Annotated in this window: 11 protein-coding genes and 3 tRNA genes; 7 read left to right on the top strand and 7 right to left on the bottom strand. The window is 73.1% G+C overall.

Annotated elements, in window-relative coordinates:
* Nucleotides 1-51: 51 nt before the first annotated feature.
* From DNK53_RS08675 to DNK53_RS08660, 4 genes are all read right to left on the bottom strand, one after another.
* Nucleotides 52-774, bottom strand: coding sequence for an SGNH/GDSL hydrolase family protein (locus DNK53_RS08675; protein WP_162599842.1), 723 nt, complete (start codon nt 772-774; stop codon nt 52-54).
* A 150-nt stretch (nt 775-924) separates the two neighbouring features.
* A tRNA-Lys gene (locus DNK53_RS08670) sits at nt 925-997 on the bottom strand.
* A 68-nt stretch (nt 998-1,065) separates the two neighbouring features.
* On the bottom strand, nt 1,066-2,292 hold the full coding sequence (locus DNK53_RS08665) for a glucose-1-phosphate adenylyltransferase family protein (protein WP_204163825.1): 1,227 nt from the start codon (nt 2,290-2,292) through the stop codon (nt 1,066-1,068).
* The gene (locus DNK53_RS08660; RefSeq protein WP_110182410.1) at nt 2,289-3,857 is read right to left on the bottom strand and encodes a phytoene desaturase family protein; all 1,569 of its coding nucleotides are present in this window, start codon (nt 3,855-3,857) and stop codon (nt 2,289-2,291) included. Before DNK53_RS08660 ends, DNK53_RS08665 begins: the two co-directional genes overlap by 4 nt.
* Before the next feature lie 125 nt (nt 3,858-3,982).
* Here DNK53_RS08660 and DNK53_RS08655 point away from each other — a divergent pair, with 125 nt between their 5' ends.
* Nucleotides 3,983-6,121: an ATP-binding protein gene (locus tag DNK53_RS08655; protein ID WP_110181877.1), complete on the top strand. Its 2,139-nt coding sequence runs from the start codon at nt 3,983-3,985 to the stop codon at nt 6,119-6,121.
* Nucleotides 6,122-6,221: 100 nt separating this feature from the next.
* Here the strand turns inward: DNK53_RS08655 and DNK53_RS08650 are convergent.
* Both DNK53_RS08650 and orn read right to left on the bottom strand, forming a co-directional pair.
* Nucleotides 6,222-6,297: transfer RNA gene (locus DNK53_RS08650), tRNA-His, on the bottom strand.
* A 42-nt stretch (nt 6,298-6,339) separates the two neighbouring features.
* Nucleotides 6,340-6,990, bottom strand: a complete 651-nt coding sequence (gene orn, locus DNK53_RS08645) for an oligoribonuclease (protein WP_204163877.1) — start codon at nt 6,988-6,990, stop codon at nt 6,340-6,342.
* Between the two features lie 167 nt (nt 6,991-7,157).
* On the opposite strand from orn, the gene DNK53_RS08640 reads away from it, so the two are divergent.
* The 5 genes from DNK53_RS08640 to DNK53_RS08620 all read left to right on the top strand — a co-directional run bounded on the left by DNK53_RS08640 (nt 7,158) and on the right by DNK53_RS08620 (nt 10,911).
* The gene (locus DNK53_RS08640; RefSeq protein WP_110182409.1) at nt 7,158-7,700 is read left to right on the top strand and encodes a DoxX family protein; all 543 of its coding nucleotides are present in this window, start codon (nt 7,158-7,160) and stop codon (nt 7,698-7,700) included.
* Nucleotides 7,657-8,436: a DsbA family protein gene (locus DNK53_RS08635; protein ID WP_110181875.1), complete on the top strand. Its 780-nt coding sequence runs from the start codon at nt 7,657-7,659 to the stop codon at nt 8,434-8,436. Before DNK53_RS08640 ends, DNK53_RS08635 begins: the two co-directional genes overlap by 44 nt.
* A gap of 14 nt (nt 8,437-8,450) precedes the next feature.
* Nucleotides 8,451-9,545, top strand: a complete 1,095-nt coding sequence (locus tag DNK53_RS08630) for an adenosine deaminase (RefSeq protein WP_110182408.1) — start codon at nt 8,451-8,453, stop codon at nt 9,543-9,545.
* A gap of 10 nt (nt 9,546-9,555) precedes the next feature.
* Entirely contained in the window at nt 9,556-10,131 is a 576-nt protein-coding gene (locus DNK53_RS08625; RefSeq protein WP_204163824.1) for a sugar O-acetyltransferase, read from the top strand.
* Nucleotides 10,132-10,269: 138 nt separating this feature from the next.
* Nucleotides 10,270-10,911: a fasciclin domain-containing protein gene (locus DNK53_RS08620; protein WP_110181874.1), complete on the top strand. Its 642-nt coding sequence runs from the start codon at nt 10,270-10,272 to the stop codon at nt 10,909-10,911.
* Nucleotides 10,912-11,000: 89 nt separating this feature from the next.
* Here the strand turns inward: DNK53_RS08620 and DNK53_RS08615 are convergent.
* Nucleotides 11,001-11,074: transfer RNA gene (locus tag DNK53_RS08615), tRNA-Arg, on the bottom strand.
* Between the two features lie 283 nt (nt 11,075-11,357).
* On the opposite strand from DNK53_RS08615, the gene DNK53_RS08610 reads away from it, so the two are divergent.
* Nucleotides 11,358-13,889, top strand: a complete 2,532-nt coding sequence (locus DNK53_RS08610) for a hypothetical protein (RefSeq protein ID WP_110181873.1) — start codon at nt 11,358-11,360, stop codon at nt 13,887-13,889.
* Nucleotides 13,890-13,899: the final 10 nt, after the last annotated feature.

The raw sequence follows: 13,899 nt of genomic DNA, 5'->3' as shown, positions 1-13,899 counted from the left end.
TGCGGGACCGCTGGTCCTCGGCCCGGAGGCGCCCCCTCGAGCTGGGCTCCGTCATCCCGCCGGGCAGGAGCTGACGGCCTCGAGGGTCTTCTTGGCCAGCAGGTCGGAGCCGAGCCAGTTCGGGTGCACCGTGTCGGTGGTGATCGGGCCGTACGGCGCGTCGGCGGCGTAGTAGTCCTTCACCGCGTTGTTCCAGTGGGCGAGGCGGACCTTGGAGTTCTTGTTCTGCAGGTCGAACAGCGCCCAGAAGTTGAACTGGTCGGCCCAGGTGTTGATCTTGGCGACCAGGGTCTGGGCGTTGACCGTCGTCAGCACGAAGCAGCTGGCCGACGGGAAGGTGGCGATCATCCGGTCGAGGTCGGCCCGGGCCTTGGCCAGGGTCGTCGAGGCGGCGTCGCCGGGCGTGTTCGCGTCGTTCGTGCCGAGGTGGATGACCACGATGCTCGGCTTGAGCGAGCGGCGGGCCAGGTCGTTGGCGGTCGCCTGCTGGTCGGCGATCGTCGCCCCGGGCCACCCGTGCACCGCGACCCGGAACCTCGGGTCGAGGTACTGGTGGAGCGCGCTGTGGGCGTTGTAGGTGATCGAGTCCCCGATGACGGCCACCGTGCGGGCGCCGGCCTTGCCCTGGTAGGGCTCCACCGGCTGCCGCGGCCCGACCGGGACGGCGGTCGCGGGCGCAGCGGTGCCCACCGCGAGGGCGAGGGTGGCGAGCAGGGACGCGGCTGCTGCGGCGTACCGGCGGGGACGGGCGGGCTGACGGGACGTACGGCGCACGTGGGGCTCCTCCGAGAGTGGGTGCCTGACCGTCCCAGCCCCCTGACCCGGCGACAAGGGGGTGTCCCGACGGGCGGACGTGGCCGCCCGGCGGGGCCAGGAAATGCCAGAACCGCAGCTCACGACGGTGACCTGCGGTTCCTGCTGCGGTACGCCATCAGGGACTCGAACCCCGAACCCGCTGATTAAGAGTCAGCTGCTCTGCCAATTGAGCTAATGGCGCCTGAAGCGAGAGAAAGACTACCAGCGGGTGGAGCGGGAGAGAAATCGAGGGGGCCTCGGAGGTCGCCGTCACATGGACGAGCCGGGCTCCAGCCGCCCGCCCGCGGCGACCGAGGTCCGCGGCCCCACGACGGAGTCGCGGCCGACGAGCACGAGGTCCTCGTCCCGGGCCAGTCGGGCGGTGGGCGAGGACCCCACGACGGCGTCGTGCCCCACCTCCACCCGCTCGTCCAGGACGCCGGTCGTGACCCGTGCCCCCCGGCGTACGACGACGCCCTCGAAGAGCACGGCGTCCTCGACCACCGCCCCCTCCTCGACGACCACGCCGGGACCCAGGACGCTTCCCCGGACAGTCCCGGAGACGACGCAGCCGGGGGAGAGGAGCGAGTCCGTCAGCTCCCCGCCGGGGCGCACCCGGGCGGCCGCCCGGTCGGGCCAGTGGGTGATGACCGGCCGGTCCGGGTGGTCGAAGACGTCGACCTTGCCGGCCAGCAGGTCGCGGTGTCCCTGCAGGTAGACCTCGGGACGGCCCAGGTCGCGCCAGTAGCCCGGCAGGGGGACGGCCCGGACCAGCCCGCGCTCGACCAGGTCGGGGAGCAGGTGGTCGCCGAAGTCGCCCAGCCCGCTGTCGTCGTCCTCGGTCTCGCCCGCCAGCCGGGCCCGCAACCGGTAGAGCGTCTCCAGCAGGGGGGCGGTCTGGTAGACGAAGACCTCGGTGGCCACGGTCCCGGAGGCGGGGCGCGAGGGCTTGGCCGCCACCGCGGTGACCTGCCCGTCGGCGCGGGCCTCCACCACGACGTTGTGGGCGGCCTCCTTCTTCGTCACCTCGCTCGTCAGCACGGTCGCGGCCGCCCCGGAGGAGCGGTGCTCGGCGACCACGTCGCGCAGGTCCGCGTTGAAGACGTGGTCGGCGCTGGTCACCACCAGCGTCTCGGCGGCCCGGGCCTCGAGGTCGCGGGCCATCCGCAGGAGCAGGTCGCCGTTGCCGAAGGCGAAGCCGTCCTCGGTCGCCGGCCCACTGCCCGTCTGCGGCACCATCCGCCGGAAGCCGCCACGGGCCCGGTCGAGGTCCCAGGGGCGTCCGGCGGCGAGGTACTCGTCGATCGAGGCCACCTGGTACTCCAGGCTGACCCACACGTCGGAGATCCCGGAGTGCACCATGCTGCTGAGCGCGAAGTCGATCAGCCGGTGGGTGCCGCCGAAGGGCAGCGCGGGCTTGGCCCGCTCGCGGGTCAGCACGTCCATCCGGGAGCCCTGGCCCCCGGCCTGCACGAGCGCCAGCACGTCGTCCCTCACAGCTCCTCCAGCACGGCCTGGGCGGCGTTGTGCCCGCCGATGCCCGACACCGCCCCGCCGCGCCGGGCGCCGGAGCCGCACAGCAGCACCACGTCGGAGTCGGTCGCCACGCCCCAGCGCTGGGCGGGCGTCTCGAGACGGGCGCGGCCGGGGGACCACGGCCACTCCAGGTGGCCGTGGAAGATGTGTCCCCCGGGCATCGCGAGGTCCGCCTCGACGTCCTGGGGGACCTTCGCCTCCAGGCAGGGGCGCCCGTCGGCGTCGGTCATCAGGCAGGAGCGCAGGGGCTCCTCGAGGTGCTCGTCCAGGGAGGCCAGGGCCCGCTCCACGGCCAGCGTCCGGGCCGCCTCGGGGTCCTCGGCGAAGAGCGTGTCGGGGGTGTGCAGCCCGAAGTAGGTGAGCGTGTGCGCCCCGGTGCCGGCCAGGTCGCCGAGGATCGAGGGGTCGGTGAGGGAGTGGCAGTAGACCTCGCCCGGCAGCACGTCGGGCATCCCGCCCGCGGCCGCCTGGGCGTACGCCGCCTCGAGCTGGTCGAAGCGCTGGGCGAGGTGCAGGGTCCCCGCAAAGGCGACCTCCGGGTCCACGCCGGACCGCAGCCGGGGCAGCCGCTCCAGCAGCATGTTGATCTTCAGCTGCGCGCCCGACGGCTTGGTGCCGGGCTCGGCCTCCTCGCCGAGCAGGATCCGCAGCACCCAGGGGGCGACGCCCGAGAGCACCCGCCGGCAGGTGACGCCGCGCTCGCGGGTGCCGTCGTGCCAGCGGACCTCGGCCCCGTCGGGGCCCGGCCGGATCGCGCTGACCCCGGCGTCGGTGACGAGCTCGGCCCCCGCGGAGGCGGCGGTGCGCGCGAGGGCGTCGGTGACGGCGCCCATCCCGCCCACGGGGACGCGCCACTCGCCCGTGCCGTTGCCGACGAGGTGGTAGAGGAAGCACCGGTTCTGCACGAGGGAGGGGTCGTCCAGGGAGGCGAACGTGCCGATGAGGGCGTCCGTGGCTACCACGCCGCGCACCGTCTCGTCGCGGAAGCGCCGGCGCAGCGCCGCGCCGAGGGGCTCGGTGACCACGTCGCGCCACAGGGCGGGGTCGACCCCGGCGGCGACGTCGCGCTCGGTCGGCAGCGGCTCCAGCAGGGTCGGGGCGACGGCCTCGGCGAGCGTGCCGACCTCGGCGTAGAACGCGCGCCACGCGTCGTGCTCGTCGTCGCTCCCGGTGAGCTCGCGGAACGACGCCCGCGTCGCCTCGCCCTCGGGCCGCTCCACCAGGAGGCCGCCGTGCCGCCCGTCGCGCAGGTACGGCGTGTACGACGCGGTCCGTCGCGAGACCAGCCGGACGTCGAGGTCCAGGTCGGCCATCAACGCGTCGGGCATGAGGCTGACGAGGTAGGAGTACCGGGAGAGACGGGCCGGCTGACCGGCGAAGGCCTGCGTCGAGACGGCTGCGCCGCCGAGGCGACCGAGCCGCTCGAGGACCAGTACCGAGAGGCCGGCGCGGGCCAGGTACGCCGCGGACACCAGTGCGTTGTGCCCGCCGCCGACCACGACCACGTCGTAGTCATTTCTAGTCATGCCCGTGTTCACTCGGTCAACCTAGTCCACCGAACGGGTGATCCCGGCACCGAACCGTCGCCCCCGGGTTACCCGCGAGTTTAGGCTCGGGCCACCGGCACCGCTGCGCACGGGAGGAGGGCCAGATGGCACGTCGCGATCGCGTCGGCTTCGGCTTCCTCCTGCTCTTCTTCGTGCTGGTGGGCGGCTTCGTGCTGTGGTCCCAGCCCGGGAGCACCACCGTCGCCGAGGCGTTCCCTGTCGGCCTCATGGCGGGCTCCCTGCTGGTTGTGCCGAGGCCCCTGCGCCCCGCGGTGCTCGCCCTCCTCACCGTCGTCGCGGCCGGCCTCTACCTGGCCGCGGGTCGCGAGCCGGTCGTCGCCGTCGGCTGGGCGCTGGCGGCGGGGCTGGGCGCCGCGGTGATGAGCGAGGGCACCACCGCCCGGGGGACCCGCCGTCCGGCCCTGCTCAACCAGGACGACCTGCGCTACTTCGTCGGCGCCTGCGCCGCCGCCTCGCTGCTCGCCGCCGGCATCTGCGCCGGCGTCGGCGCGTGGGCGGGCCTCGCGGAGTGGTGGGTGATCCTCCTGGCCGTCGCCCTGCCCCACCTGGCCTCCTACCTCGTCATGGTCCCGCACTTCATGGGGCGTCCCCGGTTCCGCGGGGTGGCGGCCCTGCCCGAGCGGGTCACCCAGTGGGTGCTGACCGTCGTGGCGACCGTCGTCGTCTTCTCCCCGCTCGACCTCCCGGTGAGCCTCGCCTTCGTGCTGATCCCGTGCCTGGGCTGGGCCGCGCTGCGGGCCCCCATGCGGGAGAGCCTCGTGCAGCTCCTCGTCGTGGCCACGATCGCCCACTCGATGACCGTCCAGGGCATGGGCCCGATGGCCGCCGACGCCTCGGCCACTCCGGTGCAGGCCGAGATGCTCGGCGTGGTGCTCGCCCTCCTCGTCTGCGCCTGCGCCCTCACGACGATCCCCTACGCGATCGCGGTCGGCGCCCAACGTCGGGAGAGCTGGCAGGCCCGGCGCGCCCAGGCCCGGGTCGAGCAGCTGGTGCAGGGCGCGTCGGGGATAGCCATCATCGGCACCGACGGACTGGGCTGCATCGATCTGTTCAACCCCGGCGCGCAGTCGCTGCTCGGCTACTCCTCGGCCGAGGTCCTGGGGCACTCGCCCGCGCTCTTCCACGCCCCGGGGGAGATCACCCGGCTCGCCGGCGTCCTCGGGGTCGAGGACGACTTCGTCGCCGTGGCGCACCGCCTGTCCGGCGCCGACGAGGGCTCGATGGACGTGGAGTTCCTGCACCGCGACGGGGACGTGCTCACCCTCCAGCTCGCGATCTCCCGGGTGCACGACGAGAAGGGCCGCATCATCGGCTACGTCAGCACCGGCGAGGACGTCACCCAGCGGGTGCGGGAGCAGCGGGTGCTGGAGGAGGCGCTCGAGGTCGAGCGCAAGGCGCTGGAGCACCTGCGCGAGATCGACGCGGTGAAGGACTCCTTCGTCTCGGGCGTCAGCCACGAGCTGCGGACCCCGATCACCAGCATCCTGGGCTACCTCGAGATGCTGGAGGAGGGCGGCTTCGGGCCGCTCCGCCAGGGCCAGGTGCAGGCGCTCGGCCGGGTGAAGGGCAACAGCCGCCGCCTGCTGTCCCTCATCGACGACCTGCTCATGCTCTCCCGCATCCAGGACGGCAGCCTCGCCGTCGCCACCTGCCAGCTCGACCTGCGCGACGTCGTCGCCCAGGCCCACGAGGAGATGGCGCCCGCGATGCTGGCCGCGCAGATCGACTGCTCCCTGGTGCTCCCCGACGACGAGGTGCTCGTCACCGGCGACGAGGAGCGGCTCGGCCGGGTGCTGGTCAACCTGCTCGGCAACGCCATCAAGTTCACGGACCCGCTGGGCCGGGTCGACGTCTCGCTGCAGGTCGACGCGCAGGCGGCGGTGCTCGCCGTGCGAGACACCGGCATCGGCGTGCCGGTGGAGGAGCAGGCGCAGCTCTTCGAGCGGTTCTTCCGCTCCACCGTCGCCCACGAGCGGGCGACCCAGGGGAGCGGCCTGGGCCTGTCCATCGCCCGGGCGATCGTGGAGACCCACGGTGGCGTGATCGAGGTGGAGTCGGGCCACGGCGTGGGCTCGACCTTCCGCGTGCTGCTGCCGCTGGAGGGCGCGGCCCCCGTGCCCGTCCAGGTCCAGCAGGGCGCCCTCGCGGCGCGCACCTCCGCGGCGGACGACGAGGAGGAGTCGTCAGCGGCGGCCGACGAGCCGGGCATCCTCGCGAGCTGAGGTCCCGGACCCCGTCCACCCCGGGAACGCATCAGGTCCGGGAAAGCGTCAGGGCCGGACCCTCGGGTCCGGCCCTGCGTGGTTCCCCGAGGGGATCCGTTGGGGTGAACGACGGGACTCGAACCCGCGACATCCGCGACCACAACGCGGCGCTCTACCAGCTGAGCTACGCCCACCATGAAGCCCCGGGAGTGCCGGGGCCGGGAAACAGTGTAGCCCTACGTCGCGGAGGTGTCCGCATCGGGAGCGACCTGCTCCTGCTGGTCGTCGCCGGCCGGGGCGGCCCCGGGCTCCCCGAGGCCTGTCAGGGCGCCGGCGTGCCGCGCGGCTACGGCCTTGGCGGTGGCCGAGTCGGGGCCGGGCGGCGCCACGAAGACCGCCTCGCGGTAGTAGCGCAGCTCCTCGATGCTCTCCTGGATGTCGGCCAGGGCGCGGTGGTTGCCCCGCTTGGCGGGGGAGGCGAAGTAGGCCCGTGGGAACCAGCGCCGCGACAGCTCCTTGATCGAGGAGACGTCCACGTTGCGGTAGTGCAGGTGGCCCTCGAGCGTGGGCATGTCGCGGGCGAGGAAGGCACGGTCGGTGGCGATCGAGTTGCCGGCCAGGGGAGGCCTGCTGCCGTCGGGGCAGTGCTCGCGCACGTAGGCGAGCACCTGCTCCTCGGCGTCGGCCATCGTGGTCCCGCCGTCCAGCTCCTTGAGCAGGCCCGACGTCTCGTGCATGGACCGGACGAACTCGACCATCTGGTCCAGCGCCTCGGCGGGCGGCTTGATGATGAGGTCGACCCCCTCGCCCAGCACGTTGAGGTCGAAGTCGGTGACCAGGGCGGCGACCTCGATCAGCGCGTCCGCGCCGAGGTCGAGGCCCGTCATCTCACAGTCGATCCACACCAGTCTGTCGCTCACGCCGCCCACCCTAGCCGCGCCCGCCGACGGAGCGGGGCGCGCCCAGGGTGTCCCCGCGCGCCCCGTGGCGGGAGCCGCACGGCTCCTCGCAGGTCCTCAGGCGACGCTCAGCCTGCGCGGCTAGGGTGAGGATCGTGCACCACCCCGCAGCGCGCCCCTGGATCGGCACCCTCGCCCGTCTGGTGACCGGTGGGGTCTGGATCGTGGCGGGTGCCCTCAAGCTGCCCGACCCGATCGGCAGCGCCCGCGCCGTGCGCGCCTACGACGTGCTGCCCGAGGCGGTGGTCCCGACCCTCGGGGTGCTCCTGCCGGCGGTCGAGGTCGTCGTGGGGGCCTGCCTGGTCCTGGGTGTGCTCACCCGGGCCTCGGGCGTGCTCTCGGCGCTCCTCTTCGTGGTCTTCGTCGCGGGAATCGCGCAGGCGTGGGCGCGCGGCCTCGAGATCGACTGCGGCTGCTTCGGGGGCGGGGGCGAGAAGGAGGGGGCCTCCTCGGAGTACCCCCTCGAGATCGCCCGCGACGTGGCGCTCCTGGGGGCCTCCCTGTGGCTGGTGCGGTGGCCGCGGACGCGGCTGGCCCTGGACAACCTGATCTTCCGCCCGCACGGGCGAGACGACGACGTGGAAAGGAACGACGATGGCGAGCTCGCCGAAGAAGAAGCCGACCCGGTCAAGGGCTGAGGAGAAGGCGGCGCAGCAGGCCCGCCGGGAGGCCCGGCGCGAGAAGGCGGCCCGCCAGGCCGAGGCGCTGCGGCTGGAGCAGGCCCGGCGCAAGCGCAACGAGCGACTCATCGTGGGCGGGATCGTGCTGGCCGTCGTCCTGGCCATCGGCGGCGTGTTCTGGTACCAGGACCACCGCGCCGACCAACGGGCCAACGCGCCGGTTCCGGAGAACACGACCGACGGCTTCGCCCTCGCCGTCGGCGACGAGTCCGCGCCGCGCACCGTCGAGATCTACGAGGACTTCCTCTGCCCGGCCTGCGGCAACTTCGAGCGGGCCACCGCCGAGGGGCTCGCGGAGGCCGCGGAGGCCGGACGGGTGCAGGTCCGGTACTACCCCTTCGAGCTGCTGGGCCGGCTCGGCGACTACTCCAAGCGCTCGGCCAACGCCTTCGGCGTCGTGCTCGACGCCGCCGGGCCCGAGGTGGCCAAGGAGTTCCACGACCTCCTCTTCGAGGAGCAGCCGGACGAGGGCGGGGACATGCCCGACGACGACTGGCTGGTCGACCTCGCGGTCGAGGCCGGGGCCGAGGAGTCCGAGGTCCGCGACGGCATCGAGGACATGGAGTTCGAGCTCTGGGTGGAGAACGCCAACGAGCACGCCTTCGACCAGGGCATCCAGAGCACGCCCACGGTGCTGCTGGACGGCGAGCCGTTCACGGGCCAGCCCGACGAGCTGCTGGCGGAGCTGCAGTGAGCCCGGTCGACCCCGTGAGCCCCGCGCAGCCCGCCTCCGACCCCGGCCTCGCCGCGTTCGTCGCGGGCCTGCCCAAGGCCGAGGTCCACGTCCACCACGTCGGGTCGGCCTCGGAGCGGATCGTGCTCGAGCTGGCCCAGCGCCATCCCGGGACCGTCCCGACGGACCCCGACGAGCTGGCGGCGTTCTACGAGTTCCGCGACTTCGCCCACTTCATCGAGGTCTACCTCGCGGTGGTCGACCTGGTCCGGACGCCCGAGGACGTGCGGCTGCTGACCTACGAGGTCGCCCGCGAGATGGCGACGGGGCAGCACGTGCGGTACGCGGAGCTGACCTGCACGCCCTTCACCTCGGTGCGGCCGCTGGAGGCCGACCGGGGTATGCCGGTCGAGGCCTACACCGAGGCCATCGAGGACGCCCGCACGGCGGCCGAGCGCGACTTCGGCCTGGTGCTGCGCTGGATCTACGACATCCCGGGAGAGGCCGGGATCCCCGCCGCCGACGCGACGCTGCGCTACGCGCTCGACCACGCCCCCGAGGGGCTGGTCGGCTTCGGACTGGGCGGCCCCGAGGTGGGGGTGCCCCGCCCGCAGTTCCAGCGCCACTTCGAGGCGGCCCGCGCGGCCGGTCTGCGCTCGGTGCCGCACGCCGGGGAGACGACGGGCCCCGAGACGGTCTGGGACGCGCTGCGTCTGCTGGGCGCCGAGCGGATCGGCCACGGCACCACCGCGGCGCAGGACCCCGAGCTCCTGGCCCACCTCGCCGCCACCGGCGTCCCGCTCGAGGTCTGCCCGTCGTCGAACGTCGCCACCCGGGCCGTCGCCTCCCTCGCCGAGCACCCGATCGTCGCCTTCCGGGACGCGGGGGTCCGGTTCTCGGTCAACTCCGACGACCCGCCGATGTTCGGCACGACCCTCAACCGAGAGTACGTGATCGCCGCCGACCTCCTCGGGCTGGACCGGGCTGGCCTCGTCGACCTGGCGAAGGAGGGTGTCGCCGCCTCCTTCGCGCCCGACCACGTCCGGCGCGCGCTGACCGACGAGATCACGGCGTACGGCGCGGCGCACGACGTCGGACCGGGTGCCGCCCCCGGCGCCCGGCCCGTCTAGCGTGGGTGGCATGCCCAGCGACGACGCGCCCCTGATCCCGACCATGAAGGACCGGATGCTGGCCGGCCAGCCCTACGTGGCCGACAGCGAGATCGCGGCGCTGACGGCGGCCGCCCAGCAGCGGATGGCGGCGTACAACGCCTCCGACCCGGGCGATCCCGCCACCCGGCGGCGCCTCCTCGAGGAGCTGCTCGGCGAGGTGGGGGAGGACGCGGAGCTCCGGCCGCCGGTCTACGTCGACTACGGCGACCGGATCACCGTCGGCCCGCGCACCTTCGCCAACTTCGGGCTCACCGCGCTCGACGTCGCCCCGATCACGATCGGCGCCGACGTGCAGATCGGGCCGCACGTCCAGCTGCTCACCCCGACCCACCCCCTGGACGCCCAGCAGCGCAAGGACAGGTGGGAGAGCGCCGCCCCCATCACCATCGGCGACAACGTCTGGCTCGGCGGCGGGGTCGTCGTCTGCCCGGGCGTCACGATCGGGGAGAACACCGTGGTCGGCGCGGGCGCCGTGGTGGTCACCGACCTGCCGGCCAACGTGCTGGCGGTCGGCCAGCCGGCGAAGGTGATCCGTCACCTCTAGGCCCCGCACTCGGTGCGCGGCGGGACGGCTGGTTCCGGATCCTGAGATTTCCCGGTCGGGCAAATCCGCCGGGGCGTCCCGCGGCGAAAACCCTGCAGACGGGCGGCATCGGGCAGCCCGCGCACAGGGGAGGAACCCATGAAGATCCGCACCTCGCTCGCCACGCTGGCCACGACCGCCCTGCTCGCCGCAGGCGTCGCGACTCCGGCCCAGGCCGCCGACCCGGAGCCGCTGGGCAACCAGAGCCTCGCGGCCGTGCTGACTTCCGACGGCAACCAGTTCGACGGCAACGCCGCCGACTTCGACATCCTCACCGAGGCCGTCCTCGCGGTCCTCGCCGCCAAGCCGGACAGCCCGGTCTCCGTCCTCACCGACGGCGACGTGCCGCTGACCGCCTTCGCGCCGACCGACCTCTCGTTCCGGCTGCTGGCCAAGGACCTCTCGGGCCGCTTCCAGTGGTCGGAGAAGCAGGTCTTCCAGACCCTCGTCGACGCGGTGGGCGTGGACGCCATCGAGCAGGTGCTGCTCTACCACGTCATCCCCGGCGCCACGATCGACTCGAAGGCGGCGCTGCAGTCCGACGGGGTGGCTCTCGACACCGCCCAGGGCGGTCAGGTGACGGTGGACGTCCTGGCACCGCGGCTCGGGATCGTGCAGCTGCGCGACGCCGACCGCAACGACGTCGACCCCTTCCTGAAGCCGGGGAAGCTCGACATCAACAAGGGCAACAAGCAGATCGCCCACGGCATCTTCCTGGTGCTCCGCCCGCTCGACCTCTGACGCGACCCCCGGCCGCCCGCGGCCGGACGACGAGGCACCCGTGCGGGGCCGGGCCGGTGGCCCGGCCCCGCACGGGCCTTTCCGGTCGGCGCCCCCGGCAGGATTCGAACCTGCGACCGGCGGATTAGAAGGCCGCTGCTCTGTCCAGCTGAGCTACGGAGGCACGGGTCGCCGGCTCCGGCGCGAAGGACGACAGGAGTGACGTCGTCGTCGCTCGCTCGAGGCCTCCGACCCTGCCCGGAGTGTAGACGGAGCCGTCGTCCGTCCTCGCGCGACGGCCCGCGAGGGGGTCGGCGATGGGACCGCGCCGTCCCACCACGGCGTTACCCGATATCGGTGATGGACGCGGTGGTGCGTCATGCGACTGACTGGAGGTCGGCCAGGTACGACTCGGGGGAACTGGACCGGACACGAGCCTCCTGGCATGACACTGCGAGGAGGCAGACGTGACCACTGAGCTCAAGCGCTTCACCGAGGCGTACGCGACCCTGACCGTCGCGACCTACGAACCGCTCATCCTGCGCTGGGTCTCCCTGTGGGGGCTCTCGGCGATCTCGACCGACCTGGCGACCCGCCAGCCCAAGCTCAAGCAGATGTCGGACCTTCCGCTCGCGATCGCGATGGGCGGGACGCCGCGGCAACGGGCCGGCGTGCGCGGGCTGAAGAAGCTGCGGTACGCCGGCGAACAGGTCAACCCCTCGGCGTACGACGCCGACGGGGTCAGCCTGCCCAGCGGGCTCGTGGCCCGGGCCGACGACGCACAGGTCGTCGGCGACCCGGTGACCATCGGGCGGATCGGCTTCGCCCGCGGCGTCACGCGGCGGGTGACCGCGGGGCTGAGCAAGGTGGTGGAGGTCGCCGGTGACGAGCGGCGGGCAGCCGCCGCGGAGGCGGTCGCCTCCGTGGGGGTCGCGGGGCGGGACCTGGCCAAGGCGCTCGGCCGCCGCCGGGTGGAGATCTCGAAGACGACGTCGCCGGAGGACATCGCCTCCTACAGCGCCGTGCAGACCGTCCCGGTCGTGCTCAACCCGCAGATCGGGACGCTCCCGGACGACTTCGACCTGCCCGTCGTCCGGCGGCAGATCTTCGGTGCCCTGGTGGAGGCGGTGGACAAGGCGCTCGCCGCGGACCCCCGCAAGCTCGTCCTCGACCTCAACCCGTACCTGAAGGACAAGTCCTTCGCCTTCATCCCCGTGAAGGTCGAGGAGGCGCTCTCCCCGGTCGGGGTGGCGCACTTCTACCGCCAGCTCTACTTCAACGTCGAGGAGGGGGTCGGTCCGCTGGAGCAGGCCTTCACGGTCGCGCCCCTGGAGACGCTGGAGGTCGTCTACGAGTCCTCCCGCAAGCAGATCCACGAGGAGCAGCTCGAGCAGGGCTCCGAGGAGGTCAGCGAGATCGCGAGCGAGGTGAAGAACCTCGACGAGGTCTCCGACAAGGTCTCCTCGATGATCCAGCGGGACTCCTCCGCCGCGATGTCGGTCAGCGCCTCGGGCGGTGTCGGGGTGTGGCAGGCGTCCGCCGAGGCGTCGGCCGACATGAAGGTCTCCAGCCAGCGCAGCCGCGAGGAGACCTCCCGCCGGCTCAAGGAGGTCACGACCCGGGCCTCCGAGCGGATCACGAAGACCTTCACCCTCAAGACCCGCGACGTCACCGAGATCACCAGCTCGAGCATGACCCGGCGGGTGATCCGGAACGACTCCGCGGACCCTGTCAGCTACGGCCTGCGGCGGGTGCTCCGCCGGGTCCGGGTGAAGGTCCAGGACCTCGGCCCCCAGCTCGTGTGGCAGGTCTACGTCTGCGAGCCCGGCACCGGCCTGGCCAGGAGCCGCTTCGTCCACTTCCGGACTCCCTCCGAGGTGGCGCAGCCCGACGTGCCGCCCGGCTCCCCGCCGCGGCCCGCCGGCGGGACCGACACCGGCACCACGAGCTCCGACGTCGGGTGGGACGCGTCGAAGAAGTCCTTCTTCGTCACGCTCGTCGTGGCCGCCGGGTCGGGCCGGACGGTGAAGGCGGTGGCCATCGACTCCATCACCGACCTCGAGGGCGGGGGCAAGGACGACCTCGCGCCGTCCCCGCGCAACGGCATGCAGTGGGACGCCTCCTGGAACGCGACCACGGGCACCTACACCGTGAAGATCGGGATCCTCGAGGGCGACTCGGCCAGCGTCAGCCTGACCTACACCTACCAGTGGGAGCCCAGCCCGGCGGTCGTCGCCGCCTGGGAGGACCAGGTCGAGGCGCTGCGTGCCGAGGCCGACGAGGCCCGGCTCCAGCAGCAGTTCGAGCGGGAGAAGGCGCTGATCACCGAGACGAGCCGGATCCGCACCCGGCCCCCGGCCGACCTGCGCCGCGAGGAGCGCTACGAGGTCCTGAACCGGATGATCTCCACGCTCTTCGGCCGGGGCGACGACCCGTCGATGCCGACCCCGCTGGAGATCGAGTACTTCCACCGCTTCTTCGACATCGAGTCGATGTTCACCTACACGCACCCGTCGTGGTGGCGGCCCCGGTACGCCCCGGTGGCGACCGGGCTCGCGCGGTCGGAGTACGCGATCACGGCCGACTCCGAGCCCGCCCCGATGGGTTCGAGCCTCGGCTGGATGATCCAGCTGGACGGCGACACCCGGCGCAACGAGTTCATCAACAGCCCCTGGATCAGGGCCTGCCTGCCGATCAGGAAGGGCCGCGAGCGGGAGGCCCTGGCGTGGCTGGCGACGCACGTGGAGGGGGAGCGGGGCTACGACCCGGACAAGCAGCCCCTCAAGGGCGTGCTCGACGCCATCGCGGCCCGCCGGGCCGCCGAGGGCGGCCTGGGCGTGGACGGCCCGGAGTACGTCACCGCCGACACGGCGGTCGCCGATGCGGGGATCGACCCCGCCCAGCCGGAGGGGATCTTCCCGGTGGTCGACGAGTTCGACGTGACCCTGCCGACCGACGGCTTCGTCTACGAGCGCCTCGACATCGCCGGCGGGAGCTGAGCGGCGGGGC

It is taken from the genome of Nocardioides solisilvae (assembly GCF_003194625.1).
Classification (GTDB): domain Bacteria; phylum Actinomycetota; class Actinomycetes; order Propionibacteriales; family Nocardioidaceae; genus Nocardioides; species Nocardioides solisilvae.
Note: the sequence above shows the minus strand (reverse complement) of the source record. Positions and strands in the feature narration are given on the sequence as shown.

Bases quoted from the DNA above. Each gene is read 5' to 3' on its own strand.
- DNK53_RS08660 (WP_110182410.1), bottom strand. From the start codon at position 3,857: ATGACTAGAAATGACTACGACGTGGTCGTGGTCGGCGGCGGGCACAAC.
- DNK53_RS08655 (WP_110181877.1), top strand. From the start codon at position 3,983: ATGGCACGTCGCGATCGCGTCGGCTTCGGCTTCCTCCTGCTCTTCTTC.
- orn (WP_204163877.1), bottom strand. From the start codon at position 6,990: ATGACGGGCCTCGACCTCGGCGCGGACGCGCTGATCGAGGTCGCCGCC.
- DNK53_RS08635 (WP_110181875.1), top strand. From the start codon at position 7,657: ATGGCGAGCTCGCCGAAGAAGAAGCCGACCCGGTCAAGGGCTGAGGAG.
- DNK53_RS08625 (WP_204163824.1), top strand. From the start codon at position 9,556: ATGCCCAGCGACGACGCGCCCCTGATCCCGACCATGAAGGACCGGATG.
- DNK53_RS08620 (WP_110181874.1), top strand. From the start codon at position 10,270: ATGAAGATCCGCACCTCGCTCGCCACGCTGGCCACGACCGCCCTGCTC.